At 57.3% G+C, this 25,651-nt stretch carries 21 protein-coding genes and 1 pseudogene; 10 read left to right on the top strand and 12 right to left on the bottom strand.

Features of this window, described 5'->3' with window-relative positions; genetic code table 11:
- Positions 1 to 198: pseudogene (locus tag QZ517_RS04625) on the top strand (hypothetical protein); the annotation flags it as partial.
- 8 nt (positions 199 to 206) lie between these two features.
- Entirely contained in the window at positions 207 to 1,307 is a 1,101-nt protein-coding gene (locus QZ517_RS04620; RefSeq protein ID WP_294222868.1) for a flagellar basal body P-ring protein FlgI, read from the top strand.
- Positions 1,308 to 1,610: 303 nt separating this feature from the next.
- Here QZ517_RS04620 and QZ517_RS04615 read toward each other — a convergent pair whose 3' ends face one another.
- Entirely contained in the window at positions 1,611 to 3,890 is a 2,280-nt protein-coding gene (locus QZ517_RS04615; RefSeq protein ID WP_294222864.1) for a response regulator, read from the bottom strand.
- A gap of 269 nt (positions 3,891 to 4,159) precedes the next feature.
- Between QZ517_RS04615 and QZ517_RS04610 the strand changes: the two genes are divergently transcribed.
- The 4 genes from QZ517_RS04610 to QZ517_RS04595 all read left to right on the top strand — a co-directional run bounded on the left by QZ517_RS04610 (position 4,160) and on the right by QZ517_RS04595 (position 9,560).
- Positions 4,160 to 4,630 carry a MarR family transcriptional regulator gene (locus QZ517_RS04610; protein ID WP_283424682.1) on the top strand — a complete coding sequence of 157 codons (471 nt, stop codon included), beginning with the start codon at positions 4,160 to 4,162 and terminating at the stop codon, positions 4,628 to 4,630.
- The gene (locus QZ517_RS04605; RefSeq protein WP_294222840.1) at positions 4,624 to 5,676 is read left to right on the top strand and encodes an efflux RND transporter periplasmic adaptor subunit; all 1,053 of its coding nucleotides are present in this window, start codon (positions 4,624 to 4,626) and stop codon (positions 5,674 to 5,676) included. The genes QZ517_RS04610 and QZ517_RS04605 overlap by 7 nt, the downstream gene beginning before the upstream one ends.
- Before the next feature lie 11 nt (positions 5,677 to 5,687).
- A complete protein-coding gene (locus tag QZ517_RS04600) occupies positions 5,688 to 8,750 on the top strand; it encodes an efflux RND transporter permease subunit (protein WP_294222837.1) in 3,063 nt (1,020 codons plus the stop codon).
- Positions 8,751 to 8,966: 216 nt separating this feature from the next.
- Positions 8,967 to 9,560 (top strand): 3'-5' exonuclease, encoded by a 594-nt coding sequence (locus tag QZ517_RS04595; RefSeq protein WP_294222834.1) that lies wholly within the window; start codon positions 8,967 to 8,969, stop codon positions 9,558 to 9,560.
- Positions 9,561 to 9,572: 12 nt separating this feature from the next.
- Here QZ517_RS04595 and QZ517_RS04590 read toward each other — a convergent pair whose 3' ends face one another.
- Genes QZ517_RS04590 through pobA form a run of 6 tightly spaced genes read right to left on the bottom strand, consistent with a single transcriptional unit; the run spans position 9,573 to position 14,485 of the window.
- Positions 9,573 to 10,640: a 3-carboxy-cis,cis-muconate cycloisomerase gene (locus QZ517_RS04590; protein WP_294222831.1), complete on the bottom strand. Its 1,068-nt coding sequence runs from the start codon at positions 10,638 to 10,640 to the stop codon at positions 9,573 to 9,575.
- Positions 10,641 to 10,652: 12 nt separating this feature from the next.
- Positions 10,653 to 11,486: a 3-keto-5-aminohexanoate cleavage protein gene (locus tag QZ517_RS04585; protein WP_294222826.1), complete on the bottom strand. Its 834-nt coding sequence runs from the start codon at positions 11,484 to 11,486 to the stop codon at positions 10,653 to 10,655.
- 45 nt (positions 11,487 to 11,531) lie between these two features.
- Positions 11,532 to 12,152 carry a protocatechuate 3,4-dioxygenase subunit alpha gene (gene pcaG, locus QZ517_RS04580; RefSeq protein WP_294222822.1) on the bottom strand — a complete coding sequence of 207 codons (621 nt, stop codon included), beginning with the start codon at positions 12,150 to 12,152 and terminating at the stop codon, positions 11,532 to 11,534.
- Positions 12,153 to 12,154: 2 nt separating this feature from the next.
- Positions 12,155 to 12,883: a protocatechuate 3,4-dioxygenase subunit beta gene (gene pcaH, locus QZ517_RS04575; RefSeq protein ID WP_294222819.1), complete on the bottom strand. Its 729-nt coding sequence runs from the start codon at positions 12,881 to 12,883 to the stop codon at positions 12,155 to 12,157.
- Between the two features lie 36 nt (positions 12,884 to 12,919).
- The gene (pcaC, locus tag QZ517_RS04570; protein WP_294222818.1) at positions 12,920 to 13,291 is read right to left on the bottom strand and encodes a 4-carboxymuconolactone decarboxylase; all 372 of its coding nucleotides are present in this window, start codon (positions 13,289 to 13,291) and stop codon (positions 12,920 to 12,922) included.
- 24 nt (positions 13,292 to 13,315) lie between these two features.
- Entirely contained in the window at positions 13,316 to 14,485 is a 1,170-nt protein-coding gene (gene pobA / locus QZ517_RS04565) for a 4-hydroxybenzoate 3-monooxygenase (RefSeq protein ID WP_294222815.1), read from the bottom strand.
- Between the two features lie 89 nt (positions 14,486 to 14,574).
- On the opposite strand from pobA, the gene pcaQ reads away from it, so the two are divergent.
- Both pcaQ and QZ517_RS04555 read left to right on the top strand, forming a co-directional pair.
- Positions 14,575 to 15,486 (top strand): pca operon transcription factor PcaQ, encoded by a 912-nt coding sequence (gene pcaQ / locus QZ517_RS04560; RefSeq protein ID WP_294222812.1) that lies wholly within the window; start codon positions 14,575 to 14,577, stop codon positions 15,484 to 15,486.
- 109 nt (positions 15,487 to 15,595) lie between these two features.
- Positions 15,596 to 15,823: a glycine zipper 2TM domain-containing protein gene (locus tag QZ517_RS04555; RefSeq protein ID WP_294222809.1), complete on the top strand. Its 228-nt coding sequence runs from the start codon at positions 15,596 to 15,598 to the stop codon at positions 15,821 to 15,823.
- An 82-nt stretch (positions 15,824 to 15,905) separates the two neighbouring features.
- Here the strand turns inward: QZ517_RS04555 and gyrB are convergent, their stop codons facing one another.
- The 4 genes from gyrB to dnaA all read right to left on the bottom strand — a co-directional run bounded on the left by gyrB (position 15,906) and on the right by dnaA (position 22,254).
- The gene (gene gyrB / locus QZ517_RS04550; RefSeq protein ID WP_294222806.1) at positions 15,906 to 18,323 is read right to left on the bottom strand and encodes a DNA topoisomerase (ATP-hydrolyzing) subunit B; all 2,418 of its coding nucleotides are present in this window, start codon (positions 18,321 to 18,323) and stop codon (positions 15,906 to 15,908) included.
- A 94-nt stretch (positions 18,324 to 18,417) separates the two neighbouring features.
- Positions 18,418 to 19,548 (bottom strand): DNA replication/repair protein RecF, encoded by a 1,131-nt coding sequence (gene recF / locus QZ517_RS04545; RefSeq protein WP_294222800.1) that lies wholly within the window; start codon positions 19,546 to 19,548, stop codon positions 18,418 to 18,420.
- 32 nt (positions 19,549 to 19,580) lie between these two features.
- Positions 19,581 to 20,699, bottom strand: a complete 1,119-nt coding sequence (gene dnaN, locus QZ517_RS04540; protein ID WP_294222797.1) for a DNA polymerase III subunit beta — start codon at positions 20,697 to 20,699, stop codon at positions 19,581 to 19,583.
- A 172-nt stretch (positions 20,700 to 20,871) separates the two neighbouring features.
- Positions 20,872 to 22,254, bottom strand: coding sequence for a chromosomal replication initiator protein DnaA (gene dnaA / locus QZ517_RS04535; protein ID WP_294222792.1), 1,383 nt, complete (start codon positions 22,252 to 22,254; stop codon positions 20,872 to 20,874).
- A 731-nt stretch (positions 22,255 to 22,985) separates the two neighbouring features.
- On the opposite strand from dnaA, the gene nth reads away from it, so the two are divergent.
- Both nth and QZ517_RS04525 read left to right on the top strand, forming a co-directional pair.
- Complete coding sequence (nth, locus tag QZ517_RS04530) at positions 22,986 to 23,630, top strand: endonuclease III (protein WP_294222789.1); 645 nt, start codon at positions 22,986 to 22,988, stop codon at positions 23,628 to 23,630.
- Positions 23,627 to 24,613: an adenosine kinase gene (locus QZ517_RS04525; protein ID WP_294222787.1), complete on the top strand. Its 987-nt coding sequence runs from the start codon at positions 23,627 to 23,629 to the stop codon at positions 24,611 to 24,613. The genes nth and QZ517_RS04525 overlap by 4 nt, the downstream gene beginning before the upstream one ends.
- A 282-nt stretch (positions 24,614 to 24,895) precedes the next feature.
- Here QZ517_RS04525 and QZ517_RS04520 read toward each other — a convergent pair whose 3' ends face one another.
- Entirely contained in the window at positions 24,896 to 25,492 is a 597-nt protein-coding gene (locus tag QZ517_RS04520) for a TetR/AcrR family transcriptional regulator (protein WP_294222873.1), read from the bottom strand.
- Between the last annotated feature and the right edge of the window lie 159 nt (positions 25,493 to 25,651).

Genomic DNA, 25,651 nt, shown 5'->3' with positions numbered 1-25,651 from the left:
AATCAGGAACGCGTTGAGAATGTGATGGCGGAGAATTCGCTGTCGCGCAGCTCGATGTTGATGACGCAGAGCGATCTAATCGGTGCGGATCAAACCGAAGTGGCGGGCAAACTACAGGCCGTTCAAGTGCAACTAGAGATGGTCTACACGATCACGGCTCGTCTCTCCCAACTGACATTGGCGAATTATGTAAGATGACACACTTCATGAGCTTAGCAAGAATGCTATTGCTCCTCGTACTGATGCCGGTGATGGCATCAGCAGCGCCGATCCGGATCAAAGATCTGGTAGAATTTGACGGTGTACGGGGCAACGATTTGGTTGGCTACGGTTTGGTGGTTGGCCTGAACGGAACCGGAGACGGCTTGCGGAATGCACCGTTTACCGAAGAAATTATGGGCAATATTCTGGAACGGCTTGGTGTGAACATCACCGGCGAGAATATGCGACCCAAGAATGTCGCGGCGGTGTTTGTGACCGCAACTTTGCCACCCTTTGCCCGTGCTGGTGGCACGGTGGATGTGACCATTTCGGCCATTGGCGATGCCAAAAGCCTTTTGGGTGGCACATTGGTGATGACGCCAATGAACGCCGCTGATGGTGAGATCTATGCAGTTGCGCAAGGCGCGGTGATTGCAGGCGGCGTGGCGGCTGAAGGGGAGGCCGGTGGCGTCGTCAAGGGCGTGCCAACCTCAGGGTCGATCCCGTCCGGTGCGCGCGTGGAACGCGAGATTGATTTTGACTTCTCCTCGCTGACCAACATGCGTTTGGCGTTGCGGGAGCCGGATTTCACAACCGCCAACCGGATTGAGGAAGCCATTAACCGCAGCTACGGCCGCCGGGTGGCCTTGATGCTGGATGCGGGCACCGTACAGGTGGATATTGATCGCACCAATCAGGCGTCTCCGGCCCATGCGCTCAGCCAGATCGAAAACATATCTGTTGAACCAGAACGCAAGGCCCGTGTGGTTGTTGATCAGCGCTCTGGTACAATTGTGATGGGGGATGATGTGCGCATTTCCCGCGTTGCTGTCTCACAAGGTGGCTTGACCCTGAGGGTTCAGGAAACCCCGCTGGTGGTGCAGCCAAACCCGTTTGCCAATGGCGAAACCGTTGTGGTGCCACGTACCGAAGCGGACATCGATGAAGATGAAGGCATCGGTCTGGCCGAAGTGCCAATGGGCACATCACTGAGCGAAGTTATCGAAGGTCTGAATGCGCTGGGCGTGGCCCCGCGTGACATGATCGACATCCTCAAAAGCATCAAAGCAGCGGGTGCGCTGCATGCGGAGTTCATTGTGCGCTAAGGCATAACTTAAAGACGCGCGATGAAGGTGGCATGTTAGGGCATGCCGCCTTTTCTGTGCTTACAGAGTTGCGGGACTGCCAAGTTTGAACAAAGTCGTCTCAGGTAGGGATGCCTTGCCGGGGATTGGAGGACCGTTTGCGAAAGTCGCAGTGATACCGATCGGAGGAGGGATATGCGCTGTTTTTTGAGCTGCGGCGGTGCCTGAATGGGAAAATTAACGGGCTTGTTTCGTGCTCCGATCCTTTTGGCGACAGCCGCTACCTGCCAAAAGTGTTGCTTTTGAAAGCGGTGTTTGACGGGGTTACGCCCGAAGCGCGGCTTGCACCGCGGAGGACGGTTTGGTGCTGTGGCCCACGTGGCGCTGCAGGCACGCAACCAAATCGGCGCGACGAATGGGTTTGGTGAGGAAATCATCCATACCGGCCTGCAAACAGGCGCGTTTTTCGTTTTCAAATGCATTGGCAGTCAGCGCAACAATTATGGGCTGTTGCACACCGCTGTCACGGATGGCTTCGGTGGCCTCGATGCCGCTCATGTTGGGCATCGACATATCCATAAATATCAGGTCAGGCGGCGACTCCAGTGTAGCGTCAACTGCCTCAAACCCATCTTTGGCAAAGCGCAGAGTGATGGGTAGTTTCTCCAGGTATTTTGCAATCAACACGCGGTTTGTTTTGTTGTCTTCGGCTATCAACACGTTGAGGCCGGTCAGATCCACGGCATCATAGTCCAATGCCGCCGCTATTTCGGTTTTGGAGGTGTCTGGCACGCCGTCTGGCGGCAGCTCGACCGGCAAACTGACCAGGAAACGCGATCCCTCTCCGTACACTGAGGCGACAGAGATTTCCCCACCCATGCGTTCGGTCAGGATCCGACAGATCGTCAGGCCTAAGCCAGTGCCGCCAAATCGGCGCGTGGTGGAGGATTCGGCCTGTGTAAACTCCTCAAAAACCGCTGCCAGTTTGTCATCCGGGATGCCAATGCCCGTGTCATCGACGGCAAAGTTCAACGTGAGTGCCGACATATTGTCGTCCTCGTCCAGACCATCCATCCAGACCTGCACGTCAATTTTGCCAAATTCGGTGAATTTGGTGGCGTTGCCAATGATATTGGTTGCGATCTGACGCAGGCGGACATCGTCGGCAAAAAGATGATCCGGCACGTCATCCGCGACATACAGGTTGAGACCGAGTCCTTTGTCATAGGCGGCGGTTTCAAGCAGGCGCAACGTCTCTTCGAAACAGGCGCGAGTTTCAAAAGTGCTGTTGGTGATCTGTAATTTGCCCGCGTCGAGTTTGGACAGGTCCAAGATGTCGTTGAGGATGGTCAGCAGACTGCGCGAGGAGCCAATGATGGTTTTGGTATAGTCAGTCTGTTCGTCCGTCTGCGCCGTTTCCGACAGCAGATCGGCCATGCCGATGATACCGGTCAGCGGCGTGCGGATCTCGTGGCTCATGTTGGCCAGGAAGTCGGCCTTTGTGCGGGCAGCGTCTTCGGCGGCTTGGCGGGCCGTGCGCATGCTGTTGGCGTGGTCTTTGCTGGCCGTGATGTCGCGGGCGATGGTGACGTAGAAATCCACGTCGTCATCGGCGTTTTTCACCGGCAGCATTTGTATTTCACCCCACCGTTCACGGCCATCACCCAGCTTATGTCGCACTTCAATTTTGCCTGAGCCTTCGTCGCGCATGGCTTTGGCAACTTTTTGGGCGATATCGGTGTCGGCCCGGGTGACCTGCGCCAAAACGCTGGTTGGTTTGCCAAGAATGTCTTTGGCTGGAATGCCGGTGAGTGTGGTAAAAGCTTCGTTCACCCACTCGATCTTGTGATCCGTATTGGACAGAATCACGGCGTCATTGGTTTTGCGCGCCACCATGGACAGACGTTGGAGCTCGTTGCGGTGTTTGTTTAGCGCATCATTGGCGGCGGTCAGGTTCTTCTGACTGCTTTGCAGGGCTGCGGTTTTGCGGAAATTGTCCACGCCTGCTTTGACAAACGAAAAACACATGTAGCCCATGCTGATGACCACCATCAGCTCTGGCGCATTCAGGTGTGGCACGGCCATGTCGCCGCCAAAACGCACCGCCTGCAGAATCATCAAGAAGAACGGTGTGACCACAAACAGACCCATTTTAAAGATGGCCAGCTTTGGGTTGGTGGGCAAGATCAGTGCGCCGTTGACAATGGCCATGCCAAGCACGCCAGCAACCCCCATGATGGAGGCGTCTTTGCCCACTGCCACCACATAAACAGTGGTGGCTAAGAAAACACTGATGGCCTGGAAGGCTCCACTGATCAAAGCGGCGCGAAAAAGCGTGGTGTGGCTTTGGCCGGCCCGCAATCGCACAGGGATTTGGCGCAAGACCCACATGTCTGCCGCCTCGCCAAAGATCAATATGGCGGTTGCGCAGAGGCCAATAACAGGGCCAGTTGCCAGGATCGCCATGAGCGCACCGAGGCAGTAAATGACCACGCGTTGCCTAAATGCGCGCACGCGTTCGGATGCAAATTGGGCCAGCAGGCCGCGCTGACGCGCCGCCACCTTTGCTGCGTGGCGCAATTGTTGTCCGGGATCTGCCACCATAGTTCACACACCACTTCGTCTTCAGTGGGCCAGTGGTACCGCGACATCGTTAATTTAATCACAGGGCGGGCAAGGTAACGCTCTGACTTATAATCAAATTTTCGGGAAATCTCTGTGAGATTATTGATCGGCACATCATCTCAGAGCGCTGACGAACAAAGGAAATTGATGCATTTTGTCAGCGCGAATTTGGGCGGTGCCCTCTTGCTTGTTTAGAAAGCTTCTGTATTTGGATATTTCATAAACTGAAATAACTTGAAGATTCGCGCGTGCCAGACAACCTATTTTCAAACACTGATTTGCCAGACGAGTTTCTGGCAATCATTGGTGTCTTTGCCCTGTTCAACCAGATTGAAGCTGAGTTGGAGGACATCAATATCGACCCGCCACTATCTAAGATGGAACGGCGGATATTGGTGTTTATGGACCGTCCCAAACGCATGGGTGTGCTGGCGGAAGACACGTTTTGCATCCCCTCCGCAATCACGCCTGTGGCGGACGCATTGGAAGCGCGGGGCTTGGTGCAGCGTGTTCGAGATCCGAAAGATCGGCGCGCGCTGGTGTTGGAATTGACTCCTGACGGGTTTGAGGCTCGTGCGTCCCTGATGGATGGCGTGAAACTGCGGTTCCGCGAAATCTCGGGCATGACAGTTGATGAAATCTCCCAGTTTGCCAATTTGGTTGTGAAAGCCATGCCCGGTGCGGTTGCCGCCGGTCGTTTGGAGGAAAAAGAATGCTGAAACAGTTTGGAAAAATCTGCGCCACGGCGGCGATGATTACGGTGAGCGGCGCAGCGGCAGCCTTAGCGCAGGACGTTTTGAAGCCGGTGAAGCTTATGGTGGTGAGCGAAGCGCCGGTACCGTTTGTGAGGCAATTTTTTGGTCAGGTGAAAGCCCGCCAATCTGTGGATTTGGCCTTTCAAGTTGGCGGTCAGATTGTAGAGTTTCCAGTGACCGAAGGCCTAAATATTGGCAAAGGTGACGTGATTGCGCGGCTGGATCTGGAAATATTCGAGCTGCAACTCAATCAGGCAATTCTGCAGAAAGAACAGGCGGATCGCACCGTCGAACGCCTCGAAAAGTTGCGCGGCAACACGGTCAGCCAGGTGACAATTGATGATGCGGAGACGCAGGCGTCTCTGGCCTTGATTGCGGTGAAAAATGCGGAATGGTCACTGCGCCATGCCACGCTGACCTCCCCATTTGACGCGCTGGTGTCCAGCCGCAATGTGGAGTTGTTCACGACCGTGAGCGCCGGCAATCCAGTGGTGCGTATTCACGACCTGAGCGAGTTGCGCATCGAGGTGGATGTGCCGGAAATTCTGTTCCAACGGGCGGGCAATGATCAGAACGTCACCATCAAAGCGCGCTTCCCCAGTGGCGATGAAGAGTTTGATCTGCAAATTCGCGAGTTTGATGCGGAAACCAGCAGTGTTGGTCAGACCTTTCGCATCACTTTTGGCATGACACCACCGGAGGGCAAGGTGATCTTGCCAGGCTCCTCGGTGACGGTGACCGTGAGCGCCGCAAACCCCTCAACCGGTATAATTGTGCCGCCAACGGCAATTGTCATGGATGACAGTGGGGCAACCGGCGTGATGCGGTTTGATCCCAAGGGCGGCGATGAAGGCAAAGTGACATGGGTTGCGGTTCAGAGTGAACCAGCAACTGCTGGCATGGTGCGCATCAATGATGGTTTGGGCGACGGCGACGAAATTGTGCTCACCGGTGGGGGCGCCTTGACCAACGGACAAGCGGTGCGCCGTTTTGTCGGCTTTGGCAACTGAGGGCTGGGGTGATGGTCAATATTGCACGCGGATCCATTGATCGGCCGATCTACACATGGATGATCATGCTGATCTTCCTGATAGGCGGGGGCATTAGCTTTCTGAATTTGGGCCGGTTGGAAGACCCAGCCTTCACCATCAAACAAGCGGTTGTGGTTACCCAGTATCCGGGGGCCACGTCGGAGCAGGTGGCAGCGGAGGTCTCTGAGCCTCTGGAGTCCGCCATTCAGAAAATGGAAGAGGTGGATTACATCACCTCTATCAACCAGCCCGGTGTGTCTCAGATCGATGTGCACATCAAATCGACATATGACGGCACCGAGTTGCCGGAGGTCTGGACCAATCTGCGGGCCAAGGTGGCCGATGCCAGTAGGCAGTTGCCCACCGGGGTCAACACACCTTTGGTGAATGATAGCTTTGGCGATGTGTTTGGGATCTTCTTAGGCGTGACCGCCGAGGGGTTTTCGGATGCCGAGAAACATGAGCTGGCGACCTTCTTGCGGCGAGAGTTGCTCACCGTGGATGGTGTGGCGGATGTGGATATTCAGGGTCTGCCAGAAGAAGCGATCTTTGTTGAGCCGGATTTGGCCTTGTCGGTGAACCAGAACATTTCGCTCAACGCCATTGCAGGCGCCATTGCCAATGCCGACGCGGTGAATGCCGCCGGGACGGTGACCACCGGCGCGGCGCGGACACGGATCATGCGGCCAGATGGCTCGGACACGGTGTCAGAAATCGCAGGGCTGTCCTTGGGCCAAGACGGCAAGGTGGTGAACCTTGTCGACACGAGCCGTGTGTTCCGCGATCGCGTCGACAATCCGCGCCAGATCATTCGCTACAATGGCGAAGAGGCCTTCACCTTGGGTGTGGCCGGTATTGCTACGGAAAACATCGTGGTGGTTGGCAAGCGCGTGGATGAGAAGCTCGCACAAATGGCCGGGGATATCCCTGCCGGTGTTGAGCTGCATCCAATCTATCAACAGCACATGGTGGTGGAAAAAGCCTCCAACGATTTCCTGGTGAACCTCGCCATGTCGGTGGCCATTGTGGTTGCGGTGTTGGCGATCTTTATGGGCTGGCGCGCGGCTGTGGTGGTGGGGGTGACCCTGTTCCTGACGGTTGTGGGCACTTTCCTGTTTATGGGGTTCTTCTCGATCGAGATGGAACGGATTTCGCTGGGTGCTTTGATCATTGCGATGGGCATGCTGGTGGACAACGCCATTGTGGTCGCCGAGGGCATGCAGATTTCGATGTTGCAGGGCAAGAACAGCCGCGAAGCTGCGGATGAAGCCTCGGGAAAAACCCAGATTCCGCTGCTTGGCGCGACAATCATTGGCATCATGGCTTTTGCTGGCATTGGCCTCAGTCCCGATGCGACCGGGGAGTTCCTATTCTCGCTGTTTGCGGTGATTGGTATTTCGCTGTTGTTAAGCTGGGTTCTGGCGCTGACCGTGACACCCATGCTGGGCCACTACCTGTTCAAACAGGGCAAAGGCGATGAAGGTGATGCATATGGCGGGCTGATTTTCCGCATGTACGGCGCAAGCCTGCGTCTGGCGCTCAAAATGCGGTGGTTGGTGATTGTCGGGCTGATTGCGGTGACGGCGGTGTGCTACGCAGGCTTTGGTCTGATGAAGCAGCAGTTCTTCCCGGACAGCAACACGCCGCTGTTTTTTGTGCACTACAAACTGCCGCAGGGCACGCCAATTGCCACCACGTCTGCGCAGATGGAATTGCTTGAAGACTGGCTTGATGAGCGTGACGATGTTGTGAGCTACGCCACCTTTGTGGGACAGGGCGCGACGCGGTTTATGCTGACCTATGAGTCTGAGAAGGCCAACCCTAGCTACGGCCATATCATTGTGCGGGCGGAGAATTTGGAAGCCATTCCACCGCTGCAAAAGGACCTTGAGGCCTTTGGCGCCGGGGCTTTGCCAGAAGGTGAATTCCGCACCAAACGTCTGGTCTTTGGTCCCGGTGGGGGCGATCCAATTCAGGTGCGCTTCTCGGGCAGTGATCCGGTGGTGTTGCGCCAATTGGCAACACAGGCCGCGCAGGTGCTGACCGAAACCACTGAGAACATCACCAGCGTGCGCACCAACTGGCGGGAGCAGGAATTGGTGATCAAACCAATTTATGCCACCGAGCGGGCGCAAACGGCTGGTGTCGATCGGGAAGACATCGCCGATATGTTCCAGTTCTCCACCGACGGTCTGACCACTGGACAATTCCGCGAAAACGAACGTCTGATTCCGATCATTCTGCGGCGTCAACCGGACGGGGCTTTTGGGCTGGTTGACCAGGTGGTCTATTCGACAACGTCCAACAGCTTTGTGCCAGTGGAGCAGATGGTGGATGGCTTTGTGCATGAGACCCAAAACACCTTGCTGCACCGACGCGACCGCGTGGCGACCATCACGGTTGGGGCGGATATCCGCTCCGGCTTGACCGCCGCGCAGGTGCAGACCGAGGTCACGGCTGCAATCGAAGGCATGCACATCCCGGTTGGCTACAAAATGGAATGGGGCGGCGAGTTGGAGAACAGCTCGGAGGCACAGGAAAGCCTTGGCAAACAGCTGCCTATGAGCTTGCTGATCATGGTTTTGATTTCGGTGCTGTTGTTCAACGCCATCCGCCAGCCGATCATCATTTGGTTGTTGGTGCCGATGTCGGTGAATGGTGTGGTGATTGGCCTTTTGGGTACGGACATGCCGTTTACCTTCACTGCCTTGCTGGGTCTTTTGAGCCTGTCTGGGATGTTGATCAAAAACGGCATTGTGCTGGTCGAGGAGATCGACTTTGTGCGCGCCGAAGGATTGCCGATGCGCGAGGCGATTGTGAAAGCCAGCGTGTCACGTTTGCGGCCGGTGATGCTGGCGGCGGTCACAACTATCCTTGGCATGGCGCCACTTCTGACCGACGCGTTCTTTGTGTCGATGGCGATCACCATCATGGGTGGTCTGGCCTTTGCGACCATTCTGACGCTGATTGCCGCGCCGGTGTTCTATCTGGTGTTCTTTGGCAAAGAAGAACGGCGAGAGAAGAAAGCGGCGGCTCCAGCCGTGCCTGCGTAAGGTGTACTCATGAGACAGACAGAGAGGCCGCTCTACTTGGGCGGCCTTTTGCTTTGGGTGGTTTGCATGGGCAATAATCGTCGCGGGTTTCTTTTGTTTTCCACGATAAGCTGGCATAGGGGCGGTCCCGGCTTGCTTCGGTGGGAAAAGGCAAAGACAAAGATATGTATCGTGACGGTTTGATAGACATACCAACGACCACACTGGAGGCGCACCGTGTTTCTGCCTGATGCTGCTTTGCCTGATGGGGTGTACCGCTTCATTGCGTTGGATGTGGAAACCGCCAACCGCGATGCGGCTTCCATCAGCCAAATTGGTCTGGCCTGCGTGCGCCGTGACGGCGGGATTGAGACGTTTTCGACCTACATCAACCCGGACCAGGATTTTGCCGCGTTCAACACCGAGCTGACAGGCATTGATGCGGGCACTGTTCGGAACGCGCCGACTTTTGCTGAGGCGTGGCCGATGATGTTGCCGCTGTTATCCCGCAATTTGATGGTGCAGCACAGTAACTTTGACCAGACGGCGATCACAGCAGCCTGCCGTGCAGCTGGACTGAACGGGCCAAAGATGGAATGGGCAGACAGCGTGAAGATCGCCCGCAAAGCCTGGCCGGAGTTTCGTGGCAACGGTGGGCATGGGCTTGGGCATCTGAAAAAGGCGCTGGGGCTGGAGTTCCATCACCACGACGCAGGCGAAGACGCGCGGGCGGCAGCGGAGGTTGTGCTTTTGGCCGAAGAGCGGTTGAAGTGCCCTGTTGAGGACATCACCGGCAAGATCAAACACCTACAGCTGACGTTTGAATTTTGAGACAGGAAAGTCTTAGGGCGCAGATTGCCCCATGCTCTCAATGCTTTGGATAAGATTTCCGGCGTGGCGTAAGGCCGTGGCGGTGGCGGTGACCATTGCGGGCAGAACCATCCACTCCAAAGACCACATACTTCCGGACCGTTCTTGTTCGTGCACCAACGCGTGGTGCATCGCGGGAAGCTGTGTTGCGTTGTAGCGGGCAAGCGTGACCAACAATTCGGCCCGAACCGGGTTTTGTTTGTGCGGCATAGCAGAGCTGGTACCGCCGCCGGAGAACCTCGCCTCGTCCACGCCTTGTTGCGCCATCAGCGCGAGATCCTGTCCCATCTTGCCCAAGCTGCCGGTGACCATTGAGAGCCAATTGGTGTAGTCGGCTAGGGTTTCGCGCGTAGCGTGCCAAGCGCGGTCTGGGTTGGAGAGGTTGAGGGTCTTGGCAAGCGCAGTGGCGATGGCATCGCCGTGTGGCGCAAGGCTGGCGCGGTTGCCCACAGGCCCGCCAAATTGCAGCGCCTCAACTTGCGGGCGCAGCGTTTTCAGGCGGTCTGCGTGGGACGCCAGTGGGTTGCGCCATGTTGCGATGCGGTCTGACACGGAGATGGGCAAAGCGGCCTGCATGCGGGTGCGGCCCATGATTGCGGCCTCGCCCCATGTGTCATTGAGAGCTTCGAGCGCTGTCAGCAAGCCCGCAAGCTGCGCCTCAAACCGCATGTTGGCATCGCACAGGATCAGCGAGACGGCTGTATCGATCAGGTCTTGACTGGTGGTGCCGGTGTGGATGGCGGGCCGTGCGGAGGCCCGCGCATGGGCTTTGAGTTGGCGCACAAATTCCGGCACGGGCAGACCGTCCTGCACCACGTTTTCTGCGATCTTTGTAAGGTCGGGTTGGAAGCTGTTGATGTCTTCCACCGCCTCTGCCGCGACCGTGTGCTCGACCACGCCAGCCTCCGCGAGCGCCTTGGCCAAGGCCCGTTCAAATTGGACAAACCCGTCGACAAACCGCGCCGTGTCCCAAAGCGCCTCGCTCTCTGGATCAGAGAACAGTGGGCCAAACAGGTGGGCGGTGTGGGTCAACGGGTTCATGATGCGAGCCGATCAGGTTGCGGCACGCAGGCCAAGGATCTCGCGCGCCTGCACAGGTGTGGCCACGGGACGTTCGTATTTCTCACAGAGCTCTGCTGCACGTGCGATCAGAGCGGCGTTGGACGGTGCCAATGTGTTGCGGTCCAAGCGAATATTGTCTTCAAGCCCGGCGCGGGTGTGACCGCCAGCGGCAATCGCCCATTCGTTTACGGTGGCCTGCGCCGCACCAATGCCTGCGGCACACCATTCGGCGTTGGGCGCGCGCTCCTGCATGATCTTCACGTAGAACTCAAACACCTCGCGATCCACCGGCATGGCGTTTTTCACGCCCATGACAAACTGCACGTAAAGCTGGCCATAAAGCTTGCCTGCCTCATGGTGACGGATGGCTTGCAGGATGTGGCTCAGATCAAAAGCTTCAATTTCCGGCGTGATTTCGTGAGCTTGCATTTCGCTGGACAGCCAGGAGATCAGCTCTGGTGGGTTTTCATAGACCCGCGTCGGGAAATTATTGGACCCCACAGAGAGCGAGGCCATGTCTGGGCGCAGAGGCAGCATACCGCCGCGCGCCTGACCCGCGCCGGAACGTCCACCGGTGGAGAATTGGATGATCACGCCGGGGCAGTGTTTTTCCAGCCCCTCTTTGAGCAACGCAAATTTCTCCGGATCGCTGGACGGGGTTTCATCGTCGTTGCGCACATGGGCGTGGATGATCGACGCGCCCGCCTCCACAGCGGCGTGGCTGCTTTCGATCTGCTCGGTGACCGTGGTGGGTACGGCAGGGTTGTCCGCTTTGGTTGGCACGGACCCGGTGATGGCGCAGCACAGGATGCAGGGTTTGCTCATGGTGATCTCGTTTGCTTGGCCCCGTCCAAAAGACGAGGGCGGTCGTTAGATGTCAAAGAAAACGGTTTCATTTTCGCCCTGAAGCGTGATGTCGAACCGGTAGACGGGTGTGCTGTCGCGCATCTCCCGTTTGGCAATCAATGTGGCGCGGCGGTTTTCCCATTCGATGACGTTCAGCACCGGATCAGAGGCATTGGCCTCAGCTTCATCGTCGAAATACACGCGGGTATTCAGACCTAGGTTGATGCCACGTGCCACGATCCAAAGCGAGATATGTGGCGCCATCAGTTGGCCATTTCGGCCCATAACTTGCCCCGGTTTGATGGTGTCAAAGCCCCACTCGCCGGTGTCAAAATCGGTGATCACGCGACCCCAACCTTTAAAACCCTCTTCGGTCTCTCCGGCATGTTCTGGATGCGGGTAAATGCCCTCTGCATTGGCTTGCCAGGCTTCCAGCATCACGTCTTTCACTGGGCTGCCGGTGCCGTCGATCACCAGACCTTCAACCCGAATGCGCTCGCCTTTGGCGTTGGGCCCGGCGATGTCCCAGCCCAATTCACGCTCATAGATGTCAAATCCCGCCGCACCGGGGGCCAGCCCGATGTGCACATAGGGGCCAGCTGTCTGGGAGGGGGTTTCTTTGAGGTAGTTGAGTTTCTGCACCATGCTCAATTGCCCTCCATGCGGTTTTCAAACAGGGTAGAGCGCCGCCCGCGCAGCACGATGTCAAACTTATAGGCGATGCTGTCTAGTGGCACCGAGGCGTTCATATCGAGCGCGGCAATCAACTGCCCGCGTGCGGCCTGATCCGGGATGGTGTTCACAATTGGGCATTTGGCAATCAGCGGGTCGCCTTCAAAGTAGAGCTGCGTGATCAGGCGTTGGGCAAAAGCGGTGCCAAAGACGGACACGTGGATATGCGCTGGCCGCCAGTTGTTGACCCAGTTGCGCCACGGGTAGGCGCCGGGTTTTACGGTGCGGAAATAGTAGTAGCCGTTTTCGTCGGTGATGGTGCGGCCACAGCCGCCGAAGTTTGGGTCAATTGGCGCCAGATAGGCGTCTTTCTTATGGCGATAGCGGCCTCCTGCGTTGGCTTGCCAGATCTCCACCAAAGTGTTGGGCACAGGGCGGGCGTTTTCATCCAGCACACGGCCATGCACAATGATGCGCTCGCCAATCGCGCTTTCGCCCGGCTTGGCGTAGTTGTGCAGCAGGTCGCGGTCCATCTCACTCACGTCATCATGGCCAAAACGCGGGCCGGTGATCTCGCTGGTGGTTTGCTCCAGACTGATCAACGCGTTTTGCGGGGACCGCGCCACGGAGGTTTTGTAGTCCTGCGAGAAGGCAGGTGCGTGCCATTCCCGATCCCGTTGATAAAATTCGGCGGGTTTGCTCATAAAGTTGCTCCTCCCCTGCGCGCATAGAATGCGCGATCAGCTCATCTCTGCAAAGGTCTGTTTTGCCAGTTTGATGGCGTGGTTGGCCTTGGGCACACCACAGTAGATCGCCACGTGCTGAAACACCTCCATCACGTCTTCCTGGCTGGCCCCGGTGTTAGCGGTGGCACGGATGTGCATGGGAATTTCCTCAAAGTTGCCGGTGGCGGCCAACAAGGCCAGGGTCAGCATGGAGCGTTCGCGCAGGCTAATCGCGTCGCTGGCCCAAACTGTGCCCCAAGCACCTTCGGTGATCAGGGTTTGGAACGGTGTATCGAGCTCGGTTTTACCGGCCTCGGCGCGATCCACATGGGCATCACCCAGCACCTTGCGGCGGACCTCCATACCGGTGGCATATTTGTCAGACATAGCGTGTCTCCTTTGTCTGGCCCATCAGTAGGGCAGGCCCACGTAGTTTTGGGCAAACACGTTTTGCGCGGCGTCATTGCTGCGCAGGAAATCGATCTCGGCGCGTTGCATCTTCAGATCAAACTCAGTTTGATCCGGGTACCGGTGCAATAGGTTGGTGGTGGACCAGCTGAAGCGCTCTGCCTTCCAGACGCGGGCCAGCGCTTTTTGTGAATAGGCATCAAGGCCGGTAGTGACCTTGTCCCGATAGAATTGCACCAAGCCATGATAGAGGTAGTGGATGTCGGAGGCGGCAGTGTTCAAGCCTTTGGCCCCGGTGGGTGGCACGATATGGGCCGCATCGCCACAAAGGAACAAGCGGCCCCAGCGCATCGGTTCGGTCACAAAGCTGCGCAGCGGCGCGATGGATTTCTCGATTGAGGGGCCTGTGACCAGCGCCCCCGCATGGCGGCTGGGAATGCGGCGTTTGAGTTCGTCCCAAAAGGCGGCATCGGTCCAATCGTCAGGCGAGTCGCTGAGCGAACATTGGATGTAATAGCGGCTGAGGTTGGCGTTGCGCATCGAGCAGAGCGCAAAGCCGCGTTCTGACCAGCTGTAGATCAATTCGTCATGCACGGGGGGCGTTTCGGATAACACCCCGAGCCAGCCAAAGGGGTAGACCTTCTCATATTCGCGGCGCACCGAGGTTGGGATGGTCTGGCGGCTAACGCCATGGAAGCCATCACAGCCGGCGATGTAATCACAGTCGATCCGGTGCTCGGTGCCGTCCACATGGTAGGTGACATAGGGCGAGTCACTTTTGGCGTCATGGATCACCACGTCCTCGACATTGAACACCAGGTTGCCGCCTTCAGCCTCGCGCGCGTCATAGAGGTCGCGGGTCAGCTCGGTTTGGCCGTAAACCATGACATCTTTGCCGGTGTGATCATGGAAGGAGACGCCAAACTCTTCTTCGCCATAAGCAATTACTGTGCCGTTGTGGGTGAAGCCCTCTGCGTCCATGCGCGCGCCAACACCGGCCTCGCGCATCAGGTCAACAAAGCCGGTTTCCAGAATGCCCGCGCGGATGCGGCCCAACACGTAGTCGCGCGTCTTACGCTCCAACACGATGCTGTCGATGCCTTTGCGGTGCAGCAGCTGTGATAGCAAAAGCCCGGAGGGCCCGCCGCCAATGATGCAAACCTGTGTACGCATAACGATCCTCCTGATTGCAGTTTGACTTCGCAAAACTGAAAAGTAAAATGAGGTTTTGTGGCTTTTAGTTTCCAAAATGGATAATAGTTATGATCGACCGGCGCATCAAATTCCGCCATATCCAGTGTTTTGCCGAAATAGTGCGTCACAACAGTCTCAAGACGGCAGCACTGCACTTGCATCTGACGCAGCCAGCGATTTCCAAAACGCTCAAGGAGTTGGAGGAAATTGTGGGGTCCGACCTGCTCGTTCGTAATCGCGGCGGGGTCAGCCTGACCAAACCGGGGGAGGTGTTTTTGCACTTTGCCCAGATGAGTTTGGCGGCGTTGCAGCAGGGATTAAACGGCGTGGCGCAGCTGGAGACGGCAGGCAAAGTTAGCTTCTCGGTCGGCGCATTACCCAGCGTGGCAGCACGGTTGATGCCAGAGGTGGTGCAAGCCTTTGCAAAGCTGGCCCCAGATGTGACGCTGCACATTCATGATGGGCCGCACAGGTACTTGATTGATGAGCTGCGACAAGGGCGTCTGGATGTGGTGATCGGGCGCATGGGCGCGCCGGAGGTGATGAAGGGCATCGCCTTTACGCAGCTCTATGATGAACATGTCGAGTTTGTTGTGCGCAAAGGGCACCCTTTGCTGGCGCATCCGGACATTCACAGGCTCAGCGATTGGCCGGTGATCTTCCCGCCCAAAGCCTCGGCTATCCGTCCCTTGGTAGAACGGGCGCTGGTGGCGCAAGGCGTGGGCGAGATCGGGACAGTGGTGGAAAGCGTGTCCGGCGCCTTTGGTCGGAACTATGCGCTCTCTCATGACGCGATCTGGATCATTTCAAACGGCGTGGTGGCCAAAGAGTTGGAAAGCGGCGCGCTGGTGTCTCTGCAGTTTGACACGTCCCTGACAAAAGGTCCGGTGGGGTTGATGGCGCTCACAGAGGGGCAGGTGTCAGCCGCCGAGTCTCTGTTCCGGCACACCTTGGTTGATGTTGCAGAACGCTTGACCTAGCAGATGACTGTTGCTGTTGAGCAAGCGCTTTTTCGCCTGTGCTCCTTTGAAATTGGCGAAAAAAACCTCCATATTAACGGTGAAAACAAAAAACGAATGAGGTGCTTTCATGAAACTTATTTTGATCCCGGCCATGGTTGGTAGTCTTGCTGTTCTGTCCGCTTGTGCGGGTGGTATAACCGAGAAAGACGTTGGCTGTGCAGGGGCAACCGTGGTTGGTGCCGTGGTTGGCGGCGCGTTGGGCAACCAGCTTGGTGGCGGCACGGGCAAAGACATTCTGACAGCCGGTGGCGCTGTTGCTGGTGGTGCAGTCGCAAACAACGCGGCTGGCTGTTAAGTACGTCTGAAGCTGACAAGAGATACAAAAAAGGCTGGCGCTCATTGCAGAGGGCCAGCCTTTTCTTGTTTTATGGTTCGACTTAGAAGTCGAGGTTTTCCACGCTCAGCGCGTTTTTCTGAATGAACTCGCGGCGCGGTTCCACCACGTCACCCATCAGCTTGGTGAACAGATCATCCGCTTCGGCGATGTCCTCGACCTTGACCTGCAACAATGTGCGGGCATCCGGATCCAGCGTGGTTTCCCAAAGCTGATCCGGGTTCATTTCACCCAGTCCTTTGTAACGCTGGAGTGTCAGGCCTTTTTCGCCTTCCGCCAGAATGGCGTCCATCAAATCCAGCGGGCCGTTGATGATTTGGCTGCGGTCTTTGCGCACCAAAGATGCGGAGGTGTTGTAGACCTCTTGCAGGCTTTCGGTGAAGGTGCCTGATTTACGCGCTTCGCCAGAGCGCAGCATCGGTCCATCCAACGTGCGCACTTCTTCCACGCCCCGCAGGATACGCGCCAGTTTGATGCCGTGATCTTGCGTGATGCGCCCGGTCCAACCGCGCTCATATTCCAGTGCAATCAGGTCCAGACGCGCCGCAACCTTGTCCGCCACGCCTTGCAAATCGGCTTCCACCGCGCCGGGGACAAAGGCACCTGCAATCGCAGCTTGCTCCAGAATGTGGCGTGGGTAATGGGTTGGGAAGGCGTCCAGAACTTGCTTCAGCTGACGCGCTTCGGTCACAACACGGGCCAGATCGTGCCCGGACATTTCCGCCCCTGACCCCAGGCGCAACACAGCGCCGTCAATGCCCTGGTTCACAAGGTAGTCGTCAAGCGCGGCTTGGTCTTTTAGATAGACCTCAGACTTGCCACGCGCCACTTTGAACAGCGGTGGCTGAGCAATGTACAGGTGGCCCTTTTCAATCAGATCCGGCATTTGACGATAGAAGAAGGTCAACAGCAGCGTCCGAATGTGCGCCCCGTCGACGTCCGCATCGGTCATGATCACCACTTTGTGGTAGCGCAGCTTGTCGACATTAAACTCATCGCGGCCAATGCCGGTGCCAAGCGCCATCACCAGGTTGCCAATCTCCTGGCTGCCCAGCATCCGGTCAAAGCGCGCGCGCTCGACATTGAGGATTTTACCACGCAGCGGTAGGATCGCCTGTGTCTTCCGGTCACGGCCTGTTTGGGCAGACCCCCCAGCGGAGTCACCCTCCACCAGGAAGACTTCGGTTTTAGAGGGGTCTTTCTCGGAGCAATCTTTGAGTTTGCCAGCCAAGAAGTTCACATCCATCGCGGTCTTGCGGCGGGTCAGTTCGCGGGCCTTGCGGGCAGCCTCGCGGGCATGCGCCGCCTCGACGATTTTGGAGACAATCATCTTTGCGGTTTGCGGGTTTTCCCCAAACCACTCCGCCAGCTTCTCATTCATCAACCCTTCAACCGCTGGGCGGACTTCAGAGCTCACCAGCTTGTCTTTGGTTTGGGAGCTGAATTTTGGATCAGGCACTTTCACAGACAACACACAGGTCAGGCCTTCGCGGGCATCATCGCCGGTGAAGCTGACCTTCTCTCGCTTCGCGATGCCGCTTTCCTGGGCATATTTCTGCAACGTGCGGGTTAGCGCACCCCGGAAACCAGCAATGTGGGCACCGCCATCGCGCTGCGGGATGTTGTTGGTAAAGGGCAGCACGTTTTCGTGGTAGCTGTCGTTCCACCACATCGCAACTTCAACACCAATGTCGTCTTTCTCGCCTTTCACATAGATCGGCGCCTCCATCAGAGGTGTCTTGTGACGGTCAATGTACTTCACAAACTCGTTCACGCCGCCGTCGTAGTAAAGCTCGGTCTTGAGTGGCTCAACCGGACGCTCATCCTCCAGAAGGATGCGCACGCCAGAGTTCAAAAATGCCAGCTCTCGCAGACGTTTTTCCAGCGTGTCAAAGGAGTATTCGAGGTTGGAAAACGTGTCGGTGGATGCCATGAAGCGCACCTCGGTGCCTGTCTGGTCCCCACAGTCCGCCACTTCGCGCAGGTGCTCGGTACAGTCGCCGTGCTCAAACTTGGCGTAGTGCTCTTTGCCGTTGCGCCAGATGCGCAGTTCCAGCCAGACCGACAGCGCATTCACAACCGACACGCCAACGCCGTGCAGACCGCCGGAGACTTTGTAGGAGTTGCTGTCAAACTTACCGCCAGCGTGCAATTGGGTCATGATGACCTCGGCTGCGGACACGCCTTCTTCGGGGTGAATATCCACCGGAATCCCACGGCCGTTGTCAAATACGGAGACAGAGCTATCAGCGTGAATTTTCACCTTCACGATGTCGGCGTGGTTGGCCAGCGCTTCATCAATGCCGTTGTCCACAACCTCATACACCATGTGGTGCAGGCCGGAGCCGTCGTCGGTATCCCCAATATACATGCCTGGGCGTTTGCGTACCGCCTCCAAGCCTTTGAGAACTTTGATGGAATCCGCGCCATATTGCTCGGTATTTTGCGCGTTGTCAGACATACATGTCGCCCTTTTTCATTTCCGAAATTTATATCGGGTTTGGGCAGGGATGTCACGTAAATGACGTGTATTTTTGTGATCGCGTAAAGGGCCGTCAGCGCGCGCTCGACAGGCTGGAAATTCCCGCCTCATCGGTGACTTCCACATATTGCGCGCGGTCACCCAACGCCTCAAAAAGACCGGCTTCTGTGCCGGTCATCCAGGCCTGTGCCCCAAGCGCGCAGATCTCGTCATACAGCGCAGCGCGGCGGTCCGGATCAAGGTGCGCGGCAACCTCATCCAGCAGCAGGATGGGCGCTGCGCCGATATCCTCTTTGAGGGCCCGAGCGTTGGCTAGGATGAGTGAAACCAACAGCGCTTTTTGCTCGCCGGTGGAGCAGTCTTTGGCAGGCACAGCTTTTTCGCGGTAGGTGCCAATCATGTCGGTACGATGCGGACCCACGAGAGTGCGCCCGGCCGCAATGTCTCGGAACCGGCTCTCGGCGAGCGCGTCGCGCAGGTCAGCTTCCGTGTGAGGCATCGACCCTTCGGATTGGATCAATTCCAGCTCGGCCACGGGAAAGGCAGTCTGCGCCGCCGCCTGTGCATCCAACAGCCGCTCCACGCTGGCCTCGCGTGCTTGGTGCAGTCGCGCGCCCGCTTCGGCCATTTGACGTTCCAAGGCGACATACCAATGCGCATCGCTGATTTGGTCTTTGAGCAGGCGGTTGCGCTCTCGCATGGCCTTCTCATAGGCCAGCGAGGCATCGGCGTGTTCGGGGTAAAAACTGAGTGTCATACGGTCGAGAAACCGCCGACGCCCTTCGGCACCTTCGATCCACAGCCGGTCCATTGCGGGGATCAGCCAAAGAACTCGCGCCACGCGGCCCAGCTGCACCTGCGGCGCGGCTTTGCTGTCGATCTGTACTTGTCGTGCGCCGCCGTTTTCGGAGCGGACCTCAATTTCGTAGGTCTGGGTGCTGGCTTGCAACAGGCCGGAGAGCTTCCAGCCAATGGCCTCTGGTCGTCGCGTCATCTCTTCTGCGCTGGCGCGGCGAATGCCACGCCCGGGCGAAAACAGCGACACCGCTTCAAGAATGTTGGTTTTGCCCGCGCCATTGGGGCCAAACAACGCCACAGGACGCGCATCACAGCTCAGCGCGCCCTTTTTGTGGGATCGAAAATGAGACAGGCTCAGGGATTTTAGAAACAGCTCAGACACAGGCCCGGCTTTCTCTTTCTTCAAATACCTGCGCCGCAGGCATCCGCGTCAGCGGATTAAACCCGCATCGGCATCACAACGTAGACGGCAGAGGTGTCGCCACCTTCGCGCATCAGGGTTGGGTCGCCTGCGGAGTTGAACATGAACACGGCGTTTTCGCGGTCCACCTGGCTGGCGATCTCCAGCAGGTATTTGGCGTTAAAGCCAATTTCCAGACGCTCATCATTGTAAGCCACAACCAGCTCTTCTTCGGCTGCGCCACTGTCTGGGGAGTTCACCGAAAGCACCAGGCGATCTTCATCCAGCTGAAGTTTGACCGCGCGGGAGCGTTCAGAAGAAACGGTGGCCACACGGTCCACAGCTTTGGCAAACTCAGAGGCGTCCACTTCCAGCTTGCGGGTGTTGCCCTGAGGGATCACGCGTGTGTAGTCGGGGAAGGTGCCGTCAATCACTTTGGAGGTCAGGGTGATGCTGGGGGTGGCAAAGCGCACTTTGGTTTCTGACACAGATACGGCAATTTCCATATCGTCGTCGTCCAGAAGTTTGCGCAATTCACCCACTGTTTTGCGGGGCACAATCACACCAGGCATGTCCGCCGCGCTTTCCGGCAGATCGGTGTCGATGCGGGCCAGGCGGTGTCCGTCGGTGGCAACCGCACGCAGCACTTTGCCGTCTTCGCCATCTGATACGTGCAGGTAGACACCGTTCAGGTAGTAGCGGGTCTCTTCGGTGGAGATCGCAAACTTGGCTTTGTCAAACAGACGCCGCAGAGCTGGCGCCGGCGCGGAGAAGTTGGACGAATACTCAGAAGAGGCCATCACCGGGAAATCTTCACGCGGCAAGGTTGCCAGCGAGAAATTTGAGCGGCCCGCTTCTACCGTCAGACGGCCAGTGGCGCTGTCATCGGTGAGGGTCACAAGGGCACCATCGGGCAGTTTGCGGACAATTTCGTGCAGCGTGGTGGCGGCCACAGTGGTGGCGCCGGCGCGTTCCACCATCGCATTGGCCTTATCAACCACTTCAATGTCCAAATCCGTGGCGCGGAACTGTACGGTGTCACCTTCGGCTTCGATCAGCACGTTGGCGAGGATTGGAATGGTGTTGCGGCGCTCCACAACCGATTGCGCTTGGCTCACTGCTTTGAGCAGCACGGCGCGTTCAATACTGATTTTCATCCCATCACCCTCCGATAGCCGGGACAGGCACCTTAACGAGGTGGTCTCACGGCACAAGTCTTTTCATAGGTTTGTCTGTGAAGTCGCAAGGAGCGTCAAGCGCCAAGCGACCAAAAGAAAACACCGCACCCAGAGGGCGCGGTGTTTTGGTCAAATGTGTGACCGGAAACACTCAGGCTTCAAGCGTGCGGCGCAGCAATTCCAGATCTTCGGCGATTTGCCCATCGGAGGTGCGCAGCTCTTCGATGCGGCGCACGCCGTGCATCACTGTGGTGTGGTCACGCCCGCCAAAGCGGCGGCCAATTTCCGGCAGTGAGCGCGAAGTCAACTTCTTGCAAAGATACATCGCCACCTGACGCGGGCGGGCAAAAGTGCGCACACGTTTTGGGCCAATCATGTCGGACAGGCGGATGTTGTAATGCTCAGCCACTTTGCGCTGGATCTCTTCGACGGAGACCTTGCGCTCGGAGGCGCGCAGCACGTCGGACAGACAGTCTTGGGTGAGCTCCATGGTGATCTCACGCCCCACCAGCGAAGCGAAGGCAAACAGACGGGTCAGCGCGCCTTCCAGCACACGAACGTTGGTGGAGATCCGGTGGGCTAGGAATTCCAACACGCCATCCTGCAACTGCAGCTCCGGGTACTGCGCGCGGTAAGTGTCTACTTTGGTCTGCAGAATGCCGAGGCGCAGCTCATAGTCGGTTGGGTGCAGGTCAACAACCAAACCACACTGTAGGCGGCTCTTGATGCGGTCTTCGAGGTCTTTGATCTCACCTGGCGCGCGGTCGGCCGAAATGATGATCTGTTTGTTCTGATCCACCAGCGCGTTGAAGGTGTGGAAGAATTCCTCCTGCGTACTGTCTTTGCCAGCAATGAACTGCACATCGTCGACCATGAGCACATCCACGGAGCGGAACAGCTCTTTGAAATCCATCATCTTGCGATCGCGCAGGGCTTGCACAAAGCGGTACATGAATTGTTCGGCAGAGAGGTACAGCACGTTGAGATCTGGGCGCTGCGCCTGAAGCTCCCACGCAATTGCGTGCATCAGGTGTGTTTTGCCAAGGCCAACACCACCATAGAGGAACAGCGGGTTGAACGTGACCGGGCCACCTTCGCCGACACGGCGCGCGGCGGCATTGGCCAACTCGTTGGGTTTGCCCACAACAAAGCTGTCAAACGTGAACCGCGCATCCAAAGGCGCGCCGGTCATGCCCATGTCCGCGCCGTCGGAGGCGGCGGCAACAGCTGGGGATGCGGCTGTGGTGGTCTTTTTCGTTGAGGCTGTTGCGGCCGGACGCATGGCAGGCGCCTTGGCCGCAACTTTGAACTGCATACGCTGCACGTCGGCGCCATTCTGGGTCATCTGATGCAAAATCAGATCGCCATAGTTTTGCGACACGTAGTTGCCGATAAAATTGGTCGGCACATGAAAGGTGGCCACGCCATCTTTCAGCTCTGAAAAATTGACGGGCTCAATCCAGGTTTTGAAATTATTCTGACCCACTGTTTTGAGTAGGTCTTGTCGGATGGTGCCCCAAGTGTCGTCAGTCATCTGTCCCCGTTTTCCTTCACACGTCTTTTGCGCCGAGCTGGGCCCGGTCTCTGCCTTTGTTGTGTGACCCAGTTGTGCCTTGAGGGCTGGTAAAAGCCCAAGCAGCTTCCGGCAAAACACAACCATGCCGGAGGTCCCTATTCTCCGGTTGCGTCTTGTCATCGGCGCGCAGATGCGCTGCTTTGTGGAACAGGTGAACATCCCGGAAACCATGGCAACCGCACCCCCAAAAGCGCGGCTGTCTCAGTCACCCAGTATGGCAAAGCCACCGTGTGTCGGTGTCTGTCCCCCCCAAGGCGAAATGAATCGCTGAGAGAACCTAGCAAGCTGGTGCCAAATCCGGCAACTGAACTTCGAACTTGACTCAGGCATTCGTCAAAAAGAATCTATCCACAGGCTGCTAAGTTCATGTATTAAAACAATCTTACCAAAAAATTTGATCCATTCTAAGCTGAGCCGTGCACAGCGATATCCCCGGCCGATCTTGAGGCGAAAACCGCCCGGAGTCGTCCCTAAAACCCCGATTTTGTCTGCCTTTTGCGCGGGGTGGCAACATCTGGTTGTTGCGCCGCGGCCACATCTTCGCTGCTGTTGGGCTGGGTGGCCAAAAGGAATCGCTGATGATTCTGGCGCGACTCACTTGTGGAACACTAAGCGCCACGTTGAGTTGACGCGGAATGGCCCACATCGGCCCCTTGCCTGCGACACCCGCTCCGTGCATTAACAGCGCGATGGCAAAGCAACTTGATTATCATACCATCCGGGAGATCTTCACCCGGTTTGAGGCAGCCGAAGCCGAGCCCGTGGGCGAACTCGATCACGTCAACGTCTATACGTTGGTGGTGGCGGTGGCTCTGTCGGCTCAGGCGACAGACGTCGGCGTGAACCGCGCCACCAAAGAACTGTTCAAAATAGCTGACACGCCGCAAAAGATGCTCGACCTTGGTGAAGAGACGGTGATTGAGCACATCAAGACCATTGGCCTCTATCGCAACAAGGCCAAAAACGTGATCAAGCTCAGCCGCATCCTGGTGGAGGACTTCAACGGTGAGGTGCCCAACTCGCGTGCGGCGCTGGAAAGCCTGCCCGGCGTGGGGCGTAAAACCGCCAATGTGGTGCTCAACATGTGGTGGCGCTATCCGGCACAGGCCGTGGACACGCATATCTTCCGCTTTGGTAACCGCTCTGGCGTCTGCCCCGGCAAAGATGTCGTGGCGGTTGAACGCGCCATCGAAGACCAAATTCCTGTGGATTTTCAACTCCACGCCCATCACTGGATGATCCTGCACGGCCGCTATGTCTGTAAGGCGCGCAAGCCGCTGTGTGGCACCTGCCTCATCCGCGATCTCTGCCTATTTGAGGATAAAAACCTATGACCCAATACCAAGTGGTTGGCATCGGCAACGCCGTTGTGGATGTGATCAGCCAATCTGATGACAGCTTTCTGGACCTGATGGGCATTCAGAAAGGCATCATGCAACTGGTCGAAAAAGAACGTGGTGAAATGCTTTACGCCGGTATGACCAATCGCAAACAGGCGCCGGGTGGCTCGGTCGCCAACACCGTTGCAGGGCTTGGCGCGCTGGGCTTGTCGACCGGATTTATCGGGCGCGTAAGCAACGATGCGCTGGGGCAGTTTTATGCCAGTGAAATGCAGGCAGACGGCACCGACTTTGTGAATCCGCTGGTTGAAGGCGATGAGTTGCCAACCTCACGCTCAATGATTTTTGTCTCCCCGGATGGCGAGCGCTCGATGAACACCTATTTGGGCATTTCTTCGGAGCTTGGCCCCGATGACGTCTCCGACGATGTCGCAGGACAGGCGCAGCTTTTGTTCCTCGAAGGGTATCTCTATGACAAACCTAAGGGCAAAAAGGCGTTTGAACGCGCCGCCAAACTTTGCCGCGACGGTGGCGGTAAGGCTGGCATTGCGCTGTCCGATCCGTTCTGTGTCGAACGCCATCGCGATGATTTCCGCCGCTTGGTGAAAGAACTCGATTTTGTGATTGGCAATCAACACGAATGGGAGTCGCTGTATCAAACCGACTTGAGTGCCGCGTTGGAGCAAGCTGCGCAGGATGCGGGCATGGTGGTCTGCACCCGCTCCGGACATGACGTGGTGCTGCTCAGCGGCGACGAGCAAGCCACTGTGGCTGTGAACGAAATTGTGCCCGTAGATGCCACCGGTGCGGGCGATCAGTTTGCCTGCGGGTTCCTCTATGGTGTGGCCACTGGCCAGTCTCTGGAAGTGGCGGGCAAAATGGGCTGCATCGCGGCGGCAGAAGTGATCAGTCACTACGGCGCGCGGCCCGAGGCAGACATCAAATCGTTGTTTCAGAAAGCTGGGCTGATCGGCTGATGCGCTGCCGCTAACACCCGCGCTGGTGGCACCATTTTGTGCCTCCGGCGGAGGTATTTGCAGAAAGAGAAAGCGAAAGTGCCTTGCCAGACACGCCGGTCGACTCTGCGCGATGCTTACGTCTCTGAGAAGGCAGCTTTCTCCTTCACGATCATCGGCTCCGCAGCCTCTACCGCAAGAACACAGTAAGAACTTTTGGTGAAAAAAGCCTTAACGGGCCTTCTCATTCTCCAAATACCTCAGGGTGAATTGGGCCTTTTGCCCAAGAGGGGCTGGCCCCTGCTACTGCAAAGACGCCACTGCCATATCTGCCAGCTGTACGCTGAGCTCGGTCACAAAAGTCTCAGGCGCATTGTCGCGCGGGCGATACCAAAACACTGGTGCATTGATCAGCAATAGCAGCGATTGCAGCGCAACAGAGATGTTTTGCACCCGAAAACTGCCGTCTTCCATACCGGCTTGAAGCACGTCCCGAAACAGGGTTTCATAGGCTTTGCGTTCCAACTGGATCTGCGCAAACAGCGCTCGCTCCTGTGCCGTGGTCGATTTCTGTTGCACGCCAACGTAAGATTGAATGATCACCTTGTGATAGGGCAGCGTGCGCAGGACTTCGGGAATATGCGTCTGGACCATGGTGCGCAGATTATTAATTGGCGTGGCATTTGGGTCCACCACCGGCGGCACCTTTTGCAGCACAAAATCCGCCGCGCGCAAACACACCTCCGCCAGCAATGCGCCTTTGGAGGGGAAGTGATGGTAGATGCGCCCTTTGGTGGCGCCCAGATGACGGGCCACATCATCAATTGACGCCGCTTCTGCACCGAGGGTCATAAACACCTCCGCCGCAGCATCCAGAATCTCTTCCCTCGAAGAACTCATCTTGGGTTTTGTGGGGTTTGACATGACGTCTACTACCTCATGATGCGCCGACGGATGACGTTACGTCGTGCGGGGCCGCCGCGTTGACAGCATACTCAGTAGTATGTTTGCCTGAGAGGTGCAATCTCCGACCCAAAGGGCGGAGGCCTTGGGAGGGGC

Source organism: uncultured Shimia sp., assembly GCF_913054185.1.
Lineage (GTDB): Bacteria > Pseudomonadota > Alphaproteobacteria > Rhodobacterales > Rhodobacteraceae > Shimia.
This window is presented reverse-complemented; position numbering and strand designations above follow the sequence as displayed.

Excerpts from the sequence above, each read along its gene's own strand:
- QZ517_RS04620 (WP_294222868.1), top strand. The coding sequence starts at position 207 with ATGAGCTTAGCAAGAATGCTATTGCTCCTCGTACTGATGCCGGTGATG.
- QZ517_RS04615 (WP_294222864.1), bottom strand. The coding sequence starts at position 3,890 with ATGGTGGCAGATCCCGGACAACAATTGCGCCACGCAGCAAAGGTGGCG.
- QZ517_RS04605 (WP_294222840.1), top strand. The coding sequence starts at position 4,624 with ATGCTGAAACAGTTTGGAAAAATCTGCGCCACGGCGGCGATGATTACG.
- QZ517_RS04600 (WP_294222837.1), top strand. The coding sequence starts at position 5,688 with ATGGTCAATATTGCACGCGGATCCATTGATCGGCCGATCTACACATGG.
- QZ517_RS04590 (WP_294222831.1), bottom strand. The coding sequence starts at position 10,640 with ATGAACCCGTTGACCCACACCGCCCACCTGTTTGGCCCACTGTTCTCT.
- QZ517_RS04585 (WP_294222826.1), bottom strand. The coding sequence starts at position 11,486 with ATGAGCAAACCCTGCATCCTGTGCTGCGCCATCACCGGGTCCGTGCCA.
- pcaG (WP_294222822.1), bottom strand. The coding sequence starts at position 12,152 with ATGGTGCAGAAACTCAACTACCTCAAAGAAACCCCCTCCCAGACAGCT.
- pcaH (WP_294222819.1), bottom strand. The coding sequence starts at position 12,883 with ATGAGCAAACCCGCCGAATTTTATCAACGGGATCGGGAATGGCACGCA.
- pcaC (WP_294222818.1), bottom strand. The coding sequence starts at position 13,291 with ATGTCTGACAAATATGCCACCGGTATGGAGGTCCGCCGCAAGGTGCTG.
- pobA (WP_294222815.1), bottom strand. The coding sequence starts at position 14,485 with ATGCGTACACAGGTTTGCATCATTGGCGGCGGGCCCTCCGGGCTTTTG.
- pcaQ (WP_294222812.1), top strand. The coding sequence starts at position 14,575 with ATGATCGACCGGCGCATCAAATTCCGCCATATCCAGTGTTTTGCCGAA.
- QZ517_RS04555 (WP_294222809.1), top strand. The coding sequence starts at position 15,596 with ATGAAACTTATTTTGATCCCGGCCATGGTTGGTAGTCTTGCTGTTCTG.
- gyrB (WP_294222806.1), bottom strand. The coding sequence starts at position 18,323 with ATGTCTGACAACGCGCAAAATACCGAGCAATATGGCGCGGATTCCATC.
- dnaN (WP_294222797.1), bottom strand. The coding sequence starts at position 20,699 with ATGAAAATCAGTATTGAACGCGCCGTGCTGCTCAAAGCAGTGAGCCAA.
- dnaA (WP_294222792.1), bottom strand. The coding sequence starts at position 22,254 with ATGACTGACGACACTTGGGGCACCATCCGACAAGACCTACTCAAAACA.
- nth (WP_294222789.1), top strand. The coding sequence starts at position 22,986 with ATGGCAAAGCAACTTGATTATCATACCATCCGGGAGATCTTCACCCGG.
- QZ517_RS04525 (WP_294222787.1), top strand. The coding sequence starts at position 23,627 with ATGACCCAATACCAAGTGGTTGGCATCGGCAACGCCGTTGTGGATGTG.
- QZ517_RS04520 (WP_294222873.1), bottom strand. The coding sequence starts at position 25,492 with ATGAGTTCTTCGAGGGAAGAGATTCTGGATGCTGCGGCGGAGGTGTTT.